Origin of the sequence: Pseudomonas sp. R38(2017) (assembly GCF_002112395.1) — a bacterium.
Taxonomy (GTDB): Bacteria; Pseudomonadota; Gammaproteobacteria; order Pseudomonadales; family Pseudomonadaceae; genus Aquipseudomonas.
This window is the reverse complement of the sequence record NZ_NEHN01000012.1, coordinates 33,376-49,248: the sequence shown is the minus strand read 5'-3', so window position 1 is coordinate 49,248 and position 15,873 is coordinate 33,376. Positions and strand designations below refer to the sequence as shown.

Genomic DNA, 15,873 nt, shown 5'->3' with positions numbered 1-15,873 from the left:
AAATGACATGAGTGATCTGGCGGATAAGGTCCAACAGGATTTGGTTGAGGCCATCGATAACGATGACCTGGTTCTGCCAACGTTACCGGAAGTGGCCCTGCAGATTCGCAAGGCCGCCGAAGACCCGGACATCAGCGTCAGCGACCTGAGCAAAGTGATCGGCCGCGACACGGCGCTCTCGGCGCGCCTGATCAAAGTGGTCAACAGCCCGCTGCTGCGTGCGACCCAGGAAGTCACCGACCTGCACACGGCGATCACCCGTCTGGGCGTCAACTACAGCAGCAACCTGGCGATCGGTCTGGTAATGGAGCAAATCTTCCACGCCCGCTCTGAAGTGGTCGAACAGAAAATGCGCGAAGTCTGGCGCAAGAGCCTGGAAATCGCCGGTGTCAGCTACGCACTGTGCCGCCGTTATACCCAGCTCAAGCCCGACCAGGCCGCGCTGGGCGGGTTGGTGCACCAGATCGGTGTGCTGCCGATCCTGACCTACGCCGAAGACCACTACGAATTGCTGTCCGACCCGGTCAGCCTCAACCACGTGATCGACCACATTCATCCGCTGCTGGGCGACAAGTTGCTGCGGGTCTGGGAGTTCCCCGAGCGGCTGGTGGAGTTGCCGGGGCTGTATGAGGACTTGAAGCGCGATTCGTTGCAGATCGATTACGTGGATCTGGTACAAGTGGCCAGCCTGTATTGCCATAAGGACACCGACCATCCCCTAGCCCGCATCGACCCTTTCAGCGTGCCAGCCTTCCGCAAACTGGGGATCGATCCGGACAACAAAGTGCTGTGTGCCGACCTGGAAGAGTCGCGGTCGATGTTTTACTGATCTCAGCCGGCAATAAAGCTGACCCGCACCTTCAACCCCGCCTGCTCGCCATCATGCAGCGTGATCTGCGCCAGATGCGCGCGACAGATTTCCCCGACAATCGCCAGCCCCAGCCCGGAACCGGCGACTTGCTGATTGCGCCGGTAGAAACGCTCGAACACCCGGTCACGCTCATCCTGCGGAATGCCCGGGCCGTCGTCTTCAACCTCCAGCACCGCCGGCGACTTCACTCGCAATATCACGTTGCCCCCCGACGGCGTGTGCGCCAGCGCGTTGTCCACCAGATTGCTCAGCAGTTCGTTGAGCAATGTCGGCTCGCCGCGCAGCCAGACCGGTTCGTCCGCTTCCAGTGCCAACGCCACGCCGCGCGCATGAGCCAGCGGCGCCATGGCCATGCCCAGCTCACGGGCCAATTGGCTCAGATCAAGCAACTGCGCGCCGCCCTCGGCAATCGCCCGGGCGCCGTTTTCCACCCGGGCCAGCGACAGCAACTGGTTGGCCAGATGGGTCAGCCGATCCGTGCTTTGGGCCGATGATTCCAATGTGTCGCGCCAGGTCTGCGGCTCGCTTGAGCGCAGCCCTAACTCAAGTCGCGCCTTGAGCGCCGCCAGCGGTGTGCGCAGTTCGTGGGCCGCATCGGCGATGAATTGCGCCTGCCGCTCGAACTGCCCGCGCAGGCGCTCGGTGAAGTGATTGAGCGCCCGCACCAACGGCCACAATTCGTGCTGCACCTCCACCAGCGGCAAGGGCCGCAGATCGTCGGGCTGACGCTCTTCCACCGCCGTGCGCAAACGCTCGATCGGACGCAGCGCCGCGCTGACGGCAAACCACACCAGCAGCAATGCGCCGATTGCCAGCATGCCCAGTCGCAACAAAGTGTCGGCCGCCAGACTGCGGGCCATGCTGACGCGCGCCTCGTCAGTCTCGGCAACGCGAATTTCCGCCATGCCGTTCATGTTCGGTTCGGTCACGGCTTTCAACAGACTGACGACGCGCACGTTCTGGCCCTGATACGTGGCGTTATAAAAACGCGCGAGCGCCGGGTAGCTGTCGGTTCTTGGTGTCCCAGGCGGTGGGCCCGGCAGGTTTTCATAGCCGGAAATCAGCTTCTGATGGATGTCGTTGACCTGATAATAGATGCGCCCTGCGCTGTCATAGGCGAAGGTGTCGAGGGCCACATAAGGCACGTCGGCACTGAGACTGCCATCTCGTTGCGAAAGGCCGGCGGCGATGGTCCTCGCCGACGCCAGCAAGGTGCGGTCATAAGCGGTGTCGGCAGCTTCGCGACCGTTCCAGTAAGCGCTCAGGCCGCTGGCCAGCATCAACACCACCAGCAACAGCGCGAGGTTCCACAGTAACCGCCAGCGCAGGCTGCTGGGCTTATGCATCACGGCTTTCCAGCAGGTAGCCAAGGCCACGGAAGGTCACAATGGCCACCGGTTGGCCGTCGAGCTTCTTGCGCAGACGATGCACGTAAATTTCGATGGCGTCGGGACTGGCCTCCTCGTCGAGGCCGAACACTTGCGACGCCAGTTGCTCCTTGCTCATCACCCGGCCCGGACGCGCAATCAAAGCCTCAAGCACCGCTTGCTCGCGGGACGTCAACGTCAGCAGTTCTTCGCCGAGGGTGAAGCGTCGAGTATCCAGATCGTAGGCCAGTACACCACAACGCTGCTGACGTTCGCCGCCGAGTACACTGCGACGTAACAGGGCTTTGACCCGAGCCTCAAGCTCGGTCAGTTCGAACGGTTTGGCCAGATAATCGTCGGCCCCGAGATTGAGCCCATGAACTCGATCCCTGACGTCGCTGCGAGCTGTCAGCATCAACACCGGCAGGTTCTTGCCCCGGGCCCGCAGGCGTGCCAGCACTTCAAATCCGTCCATGCGCGGCAGGCCGACATCGAGAATCGCCATCGCGTACTCCTCGCTGCCCAAGGCCAGGTCAGCGGCCACGCCGTCGTGCAACACGTCCACGGTCAGACCGGTGCTCTTAAGCGCCTGGGCGACACTTTCGGCCAGTGGCAAATGGTCTTCGACGAGCAGAACACGCATGGATCTCTACCTCATTCAGGGATGGCCGACGCCACTCTTTGCCGCGGAGTTTACAGCCGCAACCGCCGCTGTGAAGCCCGAAATCCGGGAAAGTCCGCTGAAAGGTTAGCGAAAGGTTGGGCCGTTAGAGTCGGCCCACGGACAGTTCCGACTGCCGTCGCTGATGCCACACAGCGATAAGAAAAACGCCTCGAAGCGTTTTCGACCAATAAGAACAATAAACGGAGTACACCCCGCATGCCGTCCTTGCAGACCAAGGCTCATACGCCTGTTCGTCCTTCCCGTTTCAGCCACACCGCCCTTGCCAGTGCCGCCGCCCTCGCCGGTTTCGCACCGATGAGCTACGCCGATTTCATCGAAGACAGTTCTGCCACCTTCGAAACCCGCAACATGTATTTCAACCGCGACTTCCGCGACGGCACCAGTGCCCAGCAGTCCAAGCGCGACGAGTGGGCCCAGGGTTTCATGCTCAATCTGCAATCGGGTTATACCGACGGCACCGTGGGGTTTGGTGTCGACGCGTTGGGCATGCTGGGGGTCAAGCTCGATTCGAGCCCGGACCGTACCGGCACCGGCCTGCTGCCGACCCATGATGACGGGCGCGCAGCGGACGAATATTCCAAGGTCGGCCTGACCGGCAAAATGAAGATTTCCGCCACCGAACTGAAAATCGGCAGCCTGATTCCGGAACTGCCGATCCTCAAGCCGAACGACGGGCGCATCCTGCCGCAGACGTTCGAAGGTGGTTTGCTGACCTCCAAAGAGATCAAGAACCTGACCTTCACCGGCGGGCGCCTGGAAAAAGCCAAGGACCGCGACAGCACCGATTTCGAGGACATTGCCCTCAACAACAAGAACGGCCGTTTCGCCGGCACCGTCGCCGGCAAGCACTTCGATTTTGCCGGCGTGGACTACAAGTTCACCGACAAGATCACCGGCAGTTACCACTTCGCCCAACTCGACGACGTCTACAACCAGCACTTCTTCGGACTGGTCGCCTCGCGGCCGATGGGTCCGGGCACCTTCGCCACCGACCTGCGTTTCGCCGTCAGTGACGATCAGGGTGCAGCCCGTGGCGGCAAGATCGATAACCGCTCGCTCAACGGTCTGGTCAGTTATGCCCTGAGCGGCCACAAGTTCACCGCCGGTTATCAGCACATGTCCGGCGACAGCGCGTTCCCGTATGTCGATGGCAGCGACCCGTTCCTGGTCAACTTCGTGCAGATCAACGACTTCGCCGGCGCCGAAGAACGCTCGTGGCAGGCCCGTTACGACTTCGACTTCGCCAGACTCGGCATCCCCGGTCTGAGCTTCATGAGCCGCTACCTGAGCGGTGACAACATCAAGCTCAAGAACGGTGACGAAGGCAAAGAGTGGGAGCGCAACACCGAGATCAAATATGTAGTACAAAGCGGCGCCCTGAAGGACGTTGCCGTGCGTTTGCGTAATGCCACTTACCGTTCCAACTACTCCGCTCGCGATGCCGATGAAGTGCGTCTGCTGGTGAGCTACAGCGTTGCCCTTTGGTAATTCAGTACGTCCATAACAACAACTCCCAAGGAGACTTAGATGAACTTATCACTGCGTAAAGTTGCTCTGGCCGCTGGCGTCATGCTGTTCGCCGGCCAACTGATGGCCGAACCCAAGCGCCCGGAATGCATCGCCCCGGCCTCCCCCGGCGGCGGTTTCGACCTGACCTGCAAACTGGCGCAAAGCGCGCTGGTCAACGAAAAGCTGCTGACCAAACCAATGCGCGTGACCTACATGCCCGGCGGTGTCGGTGCTGTTGCGTACAACGCCGTCGTGGCTCAGCGCCCGGCGGACGCCGGTACGCTGGTGGCCTGGTCCAGCGGTTCGCTGCTGAACCTGGCGCAAGGCAAGTTCGGTCGTTTCGATGAAACCAACGTGCGCTGGCTGGCGGCGGTCGGCACCAGCTACGGTGCCATCGCAGTGAAAAGCGACTCGCCCTACAAAACCCTTGATGATCTCGTTCAGGCACTGAAGAAAGATCCGAGTGCCGTGGTCATCGGTTCCGGCGGCACCGTCGGCAGCCAGGACTGGATGCAGACCGCACTGATCGCCAAAGCCGCCGGGATCAACCCGCGCGACCTGCGTTACGTCGCCCTCGAAGGTGGCGGCGAGATCGCCACCGCCCTGCTCGGCGGCCACATCCAGGTCGGCAGCACCGACATCTCCGACTCCATGCCGCACATCCAGAGCGGCGACATGCGCCTGCTGGCCGTGTTCGCTGAAAACCGCCTCGACGAGCCGGAAATGAAAGGCATCCCGACCGCTCGCGAGCAAGGCTACGACATTGTCTGGCCGGTGGTTCGCGGCTTCTACCTCGGGCCGAAAGTCAGCGATGAAGACTACGCCTGGTGGAAAGGTGCCTTCGACAAACTGCTGGCTTCCGAAGAGTTCGCCAAGCTGCGTGATCAGCGTGAACTGTTCCCGTTCGCCATGACCGGCCCGGAGCTGGACACCTACGTGAAGAAGCAAGTCGCGGATTACAAAGTGCTGGCCAAAGAGTTCGGCCTGATCCAGTGATCGTCTCTGTCTAGCGGCCATGGCCTCGCGCATCGAGGTCATGGCCCAGGAGTTCCTCATGCTGATTCAACGCATTTTTGCCTCGGTGTTGCTGCTGGCCTGTGCCGGCCTGGCACTGATGGCGTGGCCTTATCAGGCTGCGTTTTCCTACGAGCCGGTCGGCCCGCGGGCGTTTCCCCTGCTGATGCTTGGCCTGATGAGCCTGGCGCTGCTGTACATGGTGTTTCGCCCGGCACCGATAAAACACAGTGAAGACGAGCCGCCGCTGGACCGCGAAACCCTGACCAAGATCGGCATCTGCGTGCTGTTGCTGCTGGTGTTCGCCGGTCTGTTCGAACCGCTGGGCTTCATCCTCAGCAGTTGCCTGATCGGCATCCCGATGGCGCGCCTGTACGGCGGCCGCTGGTTGCCCAGCATCGTGGTGACCACGCTGATGGCCATCGGTCTGTACCTGCTGTTCGACCGTCTGATGGACGTACCGCTGCCCCTCGGCCTGCTCGACGTTCTGGAGAACTGATATGGATACGCTCGGATATTTGGGACAGGGCTTCGGCGTCGCGCTGAGCCCGTACAACCTGGTCACGGCGCTGACCGGTACGCTGATCGGCACCGTGGTCGGCCTGTTGCCGGGCCTGGGCCCGATCAATGGTGTGGCGTTGCTGATTCCCATCGCCTTCGCCCTCGGCTTGCCGCCGGAGTCGGCGCTGATCCTGCTGGCAGCGGTGTACCTGGGTTGCGAATACGGCGGCCGGATCAGCTCGATCCTGCTGAACATTCCCGGCGAAGCCTCCACCGTGATGACCACCCTCGACGGCTACCCTATGGCCCGCCAGGGTCTGGCCGGGGTCGCGCTGTCGCTGTCGGCGTGGAGCTCGTTCATCGGTGCGTTCATCGCCACCTGCGGCATGGTGTTGTTCGCGCCGCTGCTGGCGAAATGGGCGATTGCCTTCGGGCCGGCGGAATATTTCGTACTGATGGTGTTCGCGATTGTCTGCCTCGGCGGCATGGCCGGTGACCGACCGCTGAAGACGTTCATTGCGGCGTTGATCGGTCTGTTCCTGTCCAGTGTCGGCATCGACGCCAACAGCGGCGTGTACCGTTTTACCGGCGACAACATTCACCTGACCGACGGCATTCAGTTCGTGGTGCTGGTGCTGGGCCTGTTCTCGATCAGCGAAATCCTTCTGCTGCTGGAGAAAACCCATCGCGGCCAGGAAGCGGTGAAAGCCACCGGGCGGATGATGTTCAACTTCAAGGAAGCGGCGTCGGTGTTCGTGGTGAACATCCGTTGCGGCCTGCTCGGTTTCATCATGGGCGTATTGCCTGGCGCCGGCGCGACCTTGGCCAGTGCCGTGGCCTACATGACCGAGAAACGCATCGCCGGAGCCAGCGGCAAGTTCGGTCAGGGCGACGCGCGCGGCCTCGCTGCGCCAGAAACGGCTATCGGTGCCTCCGCCTGCGGCGCGCTGGTGCCGATGCTGACCCTCGGTGTTCCGGGTTCGGGTACCACGGCGGTAATGATCGGCGCGCTGTCGCTGTACAACATCACCCCGGGCCCACTGCTGTTCCAGCAACAACCGGACATCGTCTGGGGCCTGATCGCCTCGCTGTTCATCGCCAACATCATGCTGGTGATCCTGAACATCCCGATGATCCGCATCTTCACCCGCATCCTCGCCGTGCCGAACTGGGCGCTGGTGCCGGTGATCGCGATCATTACCGGGATCGGTGTGTACGCCGTGCATGCAACCACGTTCGACCTGTTCCTGATGGTCGGCATCGGCATCTTCGGCTACATCCTGCGCAAACTGGACTTCCCGCTGTCGCCGGTCCTGCTGGGGTTCATCCTCGGTGGTCTGATGGAGCAGAACCTGCGCCGGGCGCTGTCGATCTCCAACGGTGCGCTGGAGATTCTCTGGTCGAGCCCGATCACCTTCGGCGTCTGGGTGCTGACCGCGATCATGTTGCTGATGCCACTGCTGCGCATCTGGCGCAAACGCTCGGCCGCGCAACGCGCTATCGCCGATGTCTGATCGGCTCTCCCTTAAAGCGTGGTGGGGAACCCCGCTGGTCGGTCTGCTTGGCGGTTTCATCGCCAGCCAGATCGGCTGGCCGCTGCCGTGGATGGTCGGCTCGTTACTGGCGATCATCCTGGTGCGCTGCCTGACTCCGTGGCAACTCACCGAAATCCCTGGCGGCCGCAAGTGCGGCCAGTGGATCGTCGGGATCGGCATCGGCCTGCACTTCACCCCGCTGGTGATGGAGCAGGTACTGAGCCATTTCGGCCTGATCTTCTTCGGCGCGCTGGTCACCAGCCTGTCAGCGGTGGTCGGTGTGTGGCTGATGCGCCGCACCGGTGAGGATCGCGCCACGGCATTCTTCTCCAGCATGCCCGGCGGCTCCGGCGAGATGGTCAACCTCGGCGCACGCAACGGCGCGATGCTCAGCCATGTCGCGGCCGGGCAAAGTCTGCGGGTGCTGGTGGTGGTGCTGTGTGTGCCGGCGGCCTTCAAATATTTGCTGGGCGATGGTGCCCCGATTTCTCACGCCGGCAGCGTCGATTGGCGCTGGCTGGCGATTCTTTTTCCGGCGGGCGGTTTGCTCGCGTGGCTCTGGCAACGTCTGCGCCAGCCCAATCCGTGGCTGTTCGGGCCGTTGCTGGTCAGCGCGGCGGTGAGCATCGGCTGGGATCTGCACATCGGCCTGCCCAATGGTGGCAGTCAGATTGGTCAGTGGCTGATCGGCAGCGGATTGGGCTGTCACTTCAACCGGCAGTTCTTCCGCCGAGCGCCGTCGTTCATGGGGCGCACGTTGATCGGTACGGCGCTGACCATGTTGATAGCGACACTGGCGGCGTTGGGACTGAGTGCAATGACGCATCTGGATCTGCGATCACTGACCCTCGGCATGATGCCCGGCGGCATTGCGGAGATGAGCCTGACGGCGGAAACCTTGCAACTGTCGGTACCGCTGGTAACGGCGATGCAGGTGATGCGGCTGTTGTTCGTGTTGTTTCTGGCGGAACCGTTGTTCAAATACTGGAACCGCCATCCTTGAGAATCAGACCACTGACGGCAGACGCCACTCGATCGGCGCTTCGCCGTTCTGCTCCAGGAACTTGTTGGTGCGGCTGAAATGCCCACAGCCGAGGAAGCCGCGATAGGCCGACAGCGGCGACGGGTGCACCGAAGTCAGTACCAGATGCTTGGTGGCGTCGATCAGCTTCTGTTTGCTCTGGGCATGGGAGCCCCAGAGCATGAACACCAGATGCGGTTGCCGCTGGCTGACCACTTCGATGATCCGGTCGGTGAAAAACTGCCAGCCCTTGTCCTTGTGCGCATTGGCGTTAGCGCGCTCGACGGTCATGGTGGTGTTGAGCATCAACACGCCCTGATCGGCCCAGCTCTGCAGATAGCCATGGTTGGGGATGTCGATGTTGAGGTCGCGCTTCAACTCTTTATAGATGTTGACCAGCGAAGGCGGCGCCGGTACCCCCGGCTGCACCGAGAAGCACAAGCCGTGGGCCTGGCCCGGGCCGTGGTACGGGTCCTGGCCGAGGATGACCACTTTCACCTTGTCCAGCGGGGTGGAATTCAACGCATTGAAAATCAGCGGTCCCGGCGGATAGATTTCCTTGCCGGCCGCCCGCTCCTGCTGCAGAAAATTGCGCAACTCTGCCATGTAGGGCTGGTCGAATTCGGCACGCAGTGCCTCCTTCCAGCTCGGTTCGAGTTTGATACGGTCGTCAGCAGTCATGGTCATACCCGGCAAAAACAATGGGGCGAACCCTAGGAAAGCCGACCACGCTTGTCAATTGATCTGACGCAGATCCGGCACTTTCCCACACAGCGATCATACTGATCGTTCAAATTCCCGATCGAGGTCACGATGAATCTGCACTTCGAAGAACTCACCGGCACCGACGGCGCGCGCATCGGCGTGGCCACGCTGGATGCCGAAAAGACGCTCAACGCGCTGTCCCTGCCGATGATCCACGCCCTGAGCGACAAACTGAACACCTGGGCCAAGGATCCGCAAATCGTCTGCGTGCTGCTGCGCGGCAATGGCGCCAAGGCCTTCTGTGCCGGCGGCGAAGTGCGCAGTCTGGTGGAAGCCTGTCGCGCCCATCCCGGCGAAGTGCCGCCGCTGGCCGCACAGTTTTTCAATGCTGAATATCGGCTGGACTACAGCCTCCACACCTACCCGAAGCCGTTGATCTGTTGGGGCCACGGTTATGTGCTGGGCGGCGGCATGGGTCTCTTGCAAGGCGCGAGCATCCGGATCGTCACGCCGAGCAGTCGTCTGGCGATGCCGGAAATCAGTATCGGCCTGTACCCGGATGTCGGTGCCAGTTGGTTCCTGTCGCGCCTGCCGGGCAAGCTCGGTTTGTTCCTGGGTTTGACCGGCGCACACTTGAACGGTCGCGATGCGATTGATCTGGATCTGGCCGATCGCTTCCTGCTCGACGAACAGCAACAGGAACTGATCGACGGTTTGTTGCAGTTGAACTGGCAGGAACAGACCGCCATGCAGCTCAACAGCCTGCTCAAGGCGCTGCAGCAGGAAGCCGTGGCGCAAATGCCTGAGGCGCAATGGCTGCCGCGGCGGCAGCAGATCGATGAATGGCTGGATGTCAGCGACGTGACCTGCGCCTGGAAAGCCCTCAGCCTGCATCGCGACAGCAGCGACCTGTTGATTGCCCGTGCCGCGAAAACCATGAGCGAAGGCTCGCCACTGACCGCGCATCTGGTCTGGGAACAGATCGTTCGCGCCCGCCACTTGTCGCTGGCCGAAGTCTTTCAGATGGAATACACCCTGAGCCTCAATTGCTGCCGGCATCCGGAGTTCAGCGAAGGGGTCCGGGCACGACTGATCGACAAGGACCACAAACCGCACTGGCACTGGCCGGACATCGCCCGGGTGCCGGAAGCGGTGGTCGAGGCGCACTTTCACAAGGTGTGGGAGGGAAGGCATCCGTTGGCGGATCTGTCCAGTTACTGAAATCCGGGCATAAAAAAAGCGGCGCTCAATGCGCCGCTTTTTTTGCGGTTGGTTACCAGCGGTTACCGCGCCAGTGATCACCGCGGTCATAGTTACCACGACCGCGGTGATCGTCCCAGCCACCACGACGGTGGCCATCCCAGCGTCCACGATCATCGCCATGCCAGCGGCGGCTCTCGTAGTAGCGCGGGGCCGGTTGGTAGTACCGGGGCGCCGAGTAATAACGTGGCGCCGGTTGGTAATAACGTGGCGCTGGCTGGTAGTAGCGCGGGGCCGAATAATAGGTGCTGCCGCCGCTGTAATAAGTGCCACCGCTGTTGTAGTACGAAGGAGATTGGGAGGTGTAGACCTCTGAGGTGTAGTAGCCATCTCCGTAGGAGTAAGGGACGCAACCGCCAATCGAAAAAAGCATCACGGCAAGCAGAAGAATTCGGCGATACATGGCGGCCTCCTGGACCGCGGGTAGCCACACCAGCGACGCTGGCAGGCGTCAGTCTTTCATTCGGCGACTGACGAAATATCTGACAGCGTTTTCGGAATCTGGTGCGTTTCAGTAACAACTTGATACAAGTGATTCATGAAATCTTGTTCATCCGCAAACGCCGCCATTCAGCCGCTGATTAGTGGTGGCCTCCATGGTATCCACCGCCGTGATAACCCCGCCCGTACCCTCCGCGATAACCATGGCCACCGTAGTAGTAATAGCGACCGCCACCGTAGTAGCGCGGGCCGTAATAGCCACCGTAGTAATAGGGAGAGTAATAGCCGGGATAGTAATAGGTTGCGGGGTAGGCATCGTAGCCGCCACCGTAGTAATAACAGCCGGACAGCCCCAGACCGAGCACTGCTCCCAGCAGCGCCCGACGCAGCAATTTTGCAGTACTCATGACGGCCTCCTGGAAGACCTGTGACAGCAGTCGGCACAGACCGGCTGACATCAGTTTTGACTGGCTAACCGCTACCGAGTGCCCATGCCCCACCGAGCATCGGATCAGCGGCCATTACGCTGCATCACGGTGCAGGCGCGCACCAACACAAAGCGTCGCCGCCACCTGCCAACCGAATCCCTCCACCCGCAAGCCGCGTAGCAGAAGGCTCGCCGCGACTTGGCACGCCTCTCGCTTCAGCAAACCCGTGCAGGAGTCATCACAGGTTCGCGGCACCACAATTTGCAATGGCTGACTAGGGTTCCGGCTCGCATCTGCGAGTGGCTGGTCCGAGAGTTGGCGACCTCCAGTTGAGGTTACACGGCGGGACAAAAGCCCGGGAGACAAGCCACCGTTCGCGGTGCCGCGTTGCCTTCCTGTCCGCCCTCGATCAACTGGAGAAGCCACCATGTCCCGACTACGTTTGCCCGCCCTGCTCGCCGCCGCGTTCGCCGCGCTCGTCAGCACCCAATCCCCCGCCGCGCAGAAAGACCACTTCAGTGTCTGCTGGACGATCTACGCCGGCTGGATGCCATGGGAATATGTCGGCAGCCAAGGGATCGTCGATAAATGGGCGAAGAAATACGGGATCAAAATCGATGTGGTCCAGCTCAACGACTATGTCGAATCGATAAATCAGTACACCGCCGGTCAGTTCGACGGCTGCACCATGACCAACATGGACGCGCTGACCATCCCGGCCGCCGGCGGCGTCGACAGCACCGCGCTGATCGTCAGCGATTTCTCCAACGGCAACGACGGCATCGTTCTCAAAGGCGAGGGCAAGAAAGTTGCCGACCTCAAGGGTATGGACGTCAACCTGGTCGAACTGTCGGTCTCGCATTACCTGCTGGCCCGCGCGCTGGACTCGGTCGACCTGACCGAGAAAGACTTGAAAGTGGTCAACACCTCCGACGCCGACATTTCCGCCGCCTTCAACACCGAGCAGGTCAACGCCGTCACCACCTGGAACCCGATGCTCTCGGACATCAAGGCCAAACCCGGCGTGACCGAAGTCTTCAATTCCAGCCAGATCCCCGGCGAAATCATGGACATGATGGTGGTCAACAGCGCCACCCTCAAAGACAACCCGGCGCTGGGCAAGGCGCTGACCGGCGCGTGGTTCGAAGTGGTCGAGCTGATGAACGCGAAAAACGCTGCGAGTAAAGCGGCGCTGGAACATATGGCCAAAGCGTCGGGCACTGATCTGGCCGGATTCCAGGCGCAACTGGACACCACCAGACTGTTCGCCACACCCAAAGAAGCCTTGGCGTTCGCGACCAGCAAGCAACTGCCGGAAACCATGCGCAGGGTCGCCGAGTTCTCGTTCCAGCACGGTTTGCTCGGCGAAGGCGCCAGGGACACCAGTGCCGTCGGCATGACCTTCGCCAACGGCGTGACCAGCGGCGACACCGGCAATCTCAAGCTGCGTTTCGATCCGACCTACGTGCAGATGGCCGCCGACGCCAAGCTGTAAGCCACGGAGGATTTGGCCATGCGCCTGATCAATCGCCACCCGGATCGCCCGAGTCGCCTGCTGCTGGTGATCCTGCCGTTCGCCCTGGTGCTGTTCGCCTATTTCATGGGCTCGGCCGAGCGTCTGGCGGAGAACCCCAACGACAAACTGCTGCCCAGTGCCGTGCAGATGACCGATGCGGTGAAGCGCCTGGCATTCAATGCCGACAGCCGCACCGGTGAATATCTGCTCTGGCAGGACACCGCCGCGAGCCTGCAACGCCTGGTCATCGGCCTCGGTATCGCCGCGCTGGCCGGGCTGTGCCTGGGCATCGCGGCTGGAACCCTGCCGCTGTTCGGCGCACCGTTGTCGCCGATGCTGACGGTGTTATCGATGGTGCCACCCCTGGCGATCCTGCCGATTCTGTTCATCGTCTTCGGCCTCGGCGAGCTGTCGAAGGTGATGCTGATCGTGATCGGTATCACCCCGGCTCTCGCCCGTGATCTGGAACAGCGCGCGCGGGACATTCCGGTCGAACTGCTGATCAAGGCGCAGACCCTCGGCGCCTCGACCTGGACCCTGATGCTGCGCGTGGTTCTGCCGCAGCTGTTGCCGCGCCTGCTGATTTCACTGCGGCTGATGCTCGGTTCGGCGTGGCTGTTCCTGATCGCCGCCGAAGCCATCGCCTCCACCGACGGTCTGGGCTACCGGATTTTCCTCGTGCGTCGTTACCTGGCGATGGATGTGATTCTGCCGTACGTGGTGTGGATCACCCTGCTCGCCTGGCTGATGGACTGGGGCCTCAAGTGCCTGACCCGGCGTGCATTCCCCTGGTATGAGGGGGCAGCCAAATGAGCTTCATCACAGTGAAAAACGTCTGGCAGCAATACGCCGACCAAGTGGTGCTTGAAGGGCTGAACCTCAACGTCAATGAGGGTGAGTTCTGCACGCTGGTCGGAGCTTCGGGCTGCGGTAAATCGACCTTCCTGCGCCTGCTGCTCGGTCAGGAAACCGCCAGTCGCGGCGAGATTCTGCTCGACGGCCAGCCACTGGCCCGCGAACCGGATGCCAGCCGTGGCGTGGTTTTCCAGCGCTACTCGGTGTTCCCGCACTTGAGCGTGCTGGACAACGTCGCCCTCGGCCTCGAACTGCCCCGGGCGCCACTGCTCGGGCGTCTGTTCGGCCGCGCCAAACGCGACGCCCGCGAACAGGCCACGGCGCTGCTGCAAAAAGTCGGCCTCGGCCATGCGCTGGACAAGTACCCGGCGCAACTGTCCGGCGGCATGCAACAGCGGCTGGCGATCGCCCAAGCGTTGATCATGAGGCCGCGCGTGTTGCTGCTCGACGAACCGTTCGGCGCGCTCGATCCGGGCATTCGCAAGGACATGCACGCGCTGCTGCTGGAGCTGTGGCGCGAGACGCAACTGACCGTGTTCATGGTCACCCACGACCTGTCCGAAGGTTTCAGCCTCGGCACCCGTCTGCTGGTGTTCGACAAGGTCCGCCTCGACCCGCACGCCCCCGGTGCCTATGGCGCCCGGATCACTTACGACATCCCTTTGAACAGCGACCGCCGTGCCCAACGCGCCGCCGTCGACGCCCTGCCGGTGCAACTGGCAAGCGCCCTTCGAACCGCTTGAGAGGAACCTTCCATGACTGATTCAACCCGAATTTTCCCACCCTTCGCCGAAGAAACCCTGCCCGGCGGCGGCCATCGCTCCTTCGTCTTGAAACGCGGGCAGCTGCTGCGCCTGACGGATCTGCGCGGTGGTGCCAACGTCAGCCTGACCTTGCTCAACGCCAACGAAAAAACCGAGCGCCTGAACCTGCCCGACAGCCTCAAATGTCAACACACCGCCAAGCTGACCGCGGGCCATTGCCTCTACTCGGACATGGGCCGCGTGCTGGCGGCGATCACGGCGGATACCTGCGGTTGGAGTGACAGTCTCGGCGGTGTGCTGTGCGCCGAGGAAGTCGCGGAGAAATACGGCCAGGGTCGCTATCAGGAACTGCGCAACGGCTTCTTTCGCAACGGCACCGACAACCTGCTGGTGGAGCTCGGCAAGTGGGGGCTGGGCCTGTCCGACCTGCTGATGACCCTCAACCTGTTCAGCCGGGTCAACGTCGACGACAGCGGGCGTTTGCACTTTGTCGAAGGCCATTCGCAGGCCGGTGACTACATCGAACTCTATGCACCGATGGACACCCTGGTTGTGCTCACAGCCCTGCAACATCCGCTGGATCCGTCGCCGCAATACGCGCCCAAACCGCTGAAGCTGAGCTGGATGAACGCCGACCCGAGCGTCGCCGAGCACTGCCGTACCTCGCGCCCGGAGAACGAGCGCGGCTTTATCAACACCGACCGTTTGTTCGCCTGAGGATCGTCGCCATGTCAGTTGCTATCGCCACTTCGCAAAAACAACCGGACGCGGCGGTATACCGCGCCACCATTCCCGCCGGCGAACCCTGGCTGATGGAAGTCAAGGCCGGCCAGACCCTGCGCATCCTCGATCTGGAAGGCAATCAGGCGGTCGACACCTTGTTTTACAGCGCCGCCAATCCCCGTGAGCGCTACGACGTGCAGCGCACATTGCGTCGACAAAACAACGTCTACCTGAGCACCGGCAGCGTTTTGTATTCCAACCTCGGCAAACCGATGCTGACCATCATCGCCGACACCTGCGGCCGCCACGACACCCTCGGCGGCGCCTGCGCGCAAGAGAGCAACACCGTGCGCTACGCCCTGGAAAAACGCTACATGCACAGCTGCCGCGACAACTACCTGCGCGCCTGCGCTCACGACGGGCGCCTGGGCAAAGGTGACATCGGGCCGAACATCAATTTCTTCATGAACGTGCCGGTGACTGCCGAGGGCGGCCTGACCTTCGAAGACGGTATTTCCGCCCCTGGCAAATACGTCGACCTGCGCGCGGAAATGGACGTGATCGTGCTGATTTCCAACTGCCCGCAACTGAACAACCCGTGCAACGCCTACAACCCGACACCTGCGGAGCTACTGGTATGGAACTGAAGTTCGTCCGTCTGCGCCGCTGGTTGTTTGC

Annotated in this window: 17 protein-coding genes and 1 riboswitch; of the genes, 12 read left to right on the top strand and 5 right to left on the bottom strand. The window is 61.9% G+C overall.

The genetic code is table 11. The features are described 5' to 3' along the window. The first annotated feature begins 7 nt into the window (after positions 1 to 7). Positions 8 to 829, top strand: a complete 822-nt coding sequence (locus tag CAF87_RS25560; protein ID WP_085730000.1) for an HDOD domain-containing protein — start codon at positions 8 to 10, stop codon at positions 827 to 829. A gap of 2 nt (positions 830 to 831) precedes the next feature. Here CAF87_RS25560 and CAF87_RS25555 read toward each other — a convergent pair whose 3' ends face one another. Together CAF87_RS25555 and CAF87_RS25550 are read right to left on the bottom strand one after the other, a co-directional pair. Then, positions 832 to 2,217 (bottom strand): sensor histidine kinase, encoded by a 1,386-nt coding sequence (locus tag CAF87_RS25555; protein WP_085729999.1) that lies wholly within the window; start codon positions 2,215 to 2,217, stop codon positions 832 to 834. Continuing rightward, entirely contained in the window at positions 2,210 to 2,881 is a 672-nt protein-coding gene (locus CAF87_RS25550; protein ID WP_085729998.1) for a response regulator, read from the bottom strand. Before CAF87_RS25550 ends, CAF87_RS25555 begins: the two co-directional genes overlap by 8 nt. 237 nt (positions 2,882 to 3,118) lie before the next feature. Between CAF87_RS25550 and CAF87_RS25545 the strand changes: the two genes are divergently transcribed. The 5 genes from CAF87_RS25545 to CAF87_RS25525 are packed head-to-tail and all read left to right on the top strand — an operon-like array spanning position 3,119 to position 8,485. Beyond that, positions 3,119 to 4,411 (top strand): OprD family porin, encoded by a 1,293-nt coding sequence (locus tag CAF87_RS25545; RefSeq protein WP_085729997.1) that lies wholly within the window; start codon positions 3,119 to 3,121, stop codon positions 4,409 to 4,411. A 39-nt stretch (positions 4,412 to 4,450) separates the two neighbouring features. After that, positions 4,451 to 5,428 (top strand): tripartite tricarboxylate transporter substrate binding protein, encoded by a 978-nt coding sequence (locus tag CAF87_RS25540; RefSeq protein ID WP_085710228.1) that lies wholly within the window; start codon positions 4,451 to 4,453, stop codon positions 5,426 to 5,428. 58 nt (positions 5,429 to 5,486) lie between these two features. Then, positions 5,487 to 5,945 (top strand): tripartite tricarboxylate transporter TctB family protein, encoded by a 459-nt coding sequence (locus CAF87_RS25535; RefSeq protein ID WP_085730118.1) that lies wholly within the window; start codon positions 5,487 to 5,489, stop codon positions 5,943 to 5,945. Position 5,946: 1 nt separating this feature from the next. Continuing rightward, a complete protein-coding gene (locus CAF87_RS25530) occupies positions 5,947 to 7,461 on the top strand; it encodes a tripartite tricarboxylate transporter permease (protein ID WP_085729996.1) in 1,515 nt (504 codons plus the stop codon). Beyond that, a complete protein-coding gene (locus tag CAF87_RS25525; RefSeq protein ID WP_085729995.1) occupies positions 7,454 to 8,485 on the top strand; it encodes an AbrB family transcriptional regulator in 1,032 nt (343 codons plus the stop codon). Before CAF87_RS25530 ends, CAF87_RS25525 begins: the two co-directional genes overlap by 8 nt. Positions 8,486 to 8,488: 3 nt before the next feature. Here CAF87_RS25525 and ung read toward each other — a convergent pair whose 3' ends face one another. Further along, positions 8,489 to 9,184, bottom strand: a complete 696-nt coding sequence (gene ung, locus CAF87_RS25520; protein ID WP_085710669.1) for a uracil-DNA glycosylase — start codon at positions 9,182 to 9,184, stop codon at positions 8,489 to 8,491. A 132-nt stretch (positions 9,185 to 9,316) separates the two neighbouring features. On the opposite strand from ung, the gene CAF87_RS25515 reads away from it, so the two are divergent. Then, entirely contained in the window at positions 9,317 to 10,429 is a 1,113-nt protein-coding gene (locus CAF87_RS25515; RefSeq protein ID WP_085729994.1) for an enoyl-CoA hydratase/isomerase family protein, read from the top strand. A gap of 52 nt (positions 10,430 to 10,481) precedes the next feature. On the opposite strand, the gene CAF87_RS25510 is transcribed toward CAF87_RS25515, so the two are convergent. Together CAF87_RS25510 and CAF87_RS25505 are read right to left on the bottom strand one after the other, a co-directional pair. Beyond that, on the bottom strand, positions 10,482 to 10,871 hold the full coding sequence (locus CAF87_RS25510; protein ID WP_085729993.1) for a hypothetical protein: 390 nt from the start codon (positions 10,869 to 10,871) through the stop codon (positions 10,482 to 10,484). 178 nt (positions 10,872 to 11,049) lie between these two features. After that, the gene (locus CAF87_RS25505; RefSeq protein ID WP_085729992.1) at positions 11,050 to 11,316 is read right to left on the bottom strand and encodes a hypothetical protein; all 267 of its coding nucleotides are present in this window, start codon (positions 11,314 to 11,316) and stop codon (positions 11,050 to 11,052) included. A gap of 284 nt (positions 11,317 to 11,600) precedes the next feature. Beyond that, positions 11,601 to 11,701, top strand: a riboswitch (guanidine-I (ykkC/yxkD leader). Between the two features lie 63 nt (positions 11,702 to 11,764). Here CAF87_RS25505 and CAF87_RS25495 point away from each other — a divergent pair. Genes CAF87_RS25495 through CAF87_RS25475 form a run of 5 tightly spaced genes read left to right on the top strand, consistent with a single transcriptional unit; the run spans position 11,765 to position 15,842 of the window. Further along, the gene (locus CAF87_RS25495) at positions 11,765 to 12,832 is read left to right on the top strand and encodes a putative urea ABC transporter substrate-binding protein (RefSeq protein ID WP_085729991.1); all 1,068 of its coding nucleotides are present in this window, start codon (positions 11,765 to 11,767) and stop codon (positions 12,830 to 12,832) included. 18 nt (positions 12,833 to 12,850) lie between these two features. Beyond that, a complete protein-coding gene (locus CAF87_RS25490) occupies positions 12,851 to 13,666 on the top strand; it encodes an ABC transporter permease (RefSeq protein ID WP_085729990.1) in 816 nt (271 codons plus the stop codon). Then, positions 13,663 to 14,451 (top strand): ABC transporter ATP-binding protein, encoded by a 789-nt coding sequence (locus CAF87_RS25485; protein WP_085729989.1) that lies wholly within the window; start codon positions 13,663 to 13,665, stop codon positions 14,449 to 14,451. The genes CAF87_RS25490 and CAF87_RS25485 overlap by 4 nt, the downstream gene beginning before the upstream one ends. 12 nt (positions 14,452 to 14,463) lie before the next feature. Beyond that, a complete protein-coding gene (locus CAF87_RS25480; protein ID WP_085700578.1) occupies positions 14,464 to 15,189 on the top strand; it encodes an urea amidolyase associated protein UAAP1 in 726 nt (241 codons plus the stop codon). Positions 15,190 to 15,200: 11 nt separating this feature from the next. Next, positions 15,201 to 15,842, top strand: a complete 642-nt coding sequence (locus CAF87_RS25475) for an urea amidolyase associated protein UAAP2 (protein WP_085729988.1) — start codon at positions 15,201 to 15,203, stop codon at positions 15,840 to 15,842. Positions 15,843 to 15,873 lie beyond the last annotated feature (31 nt).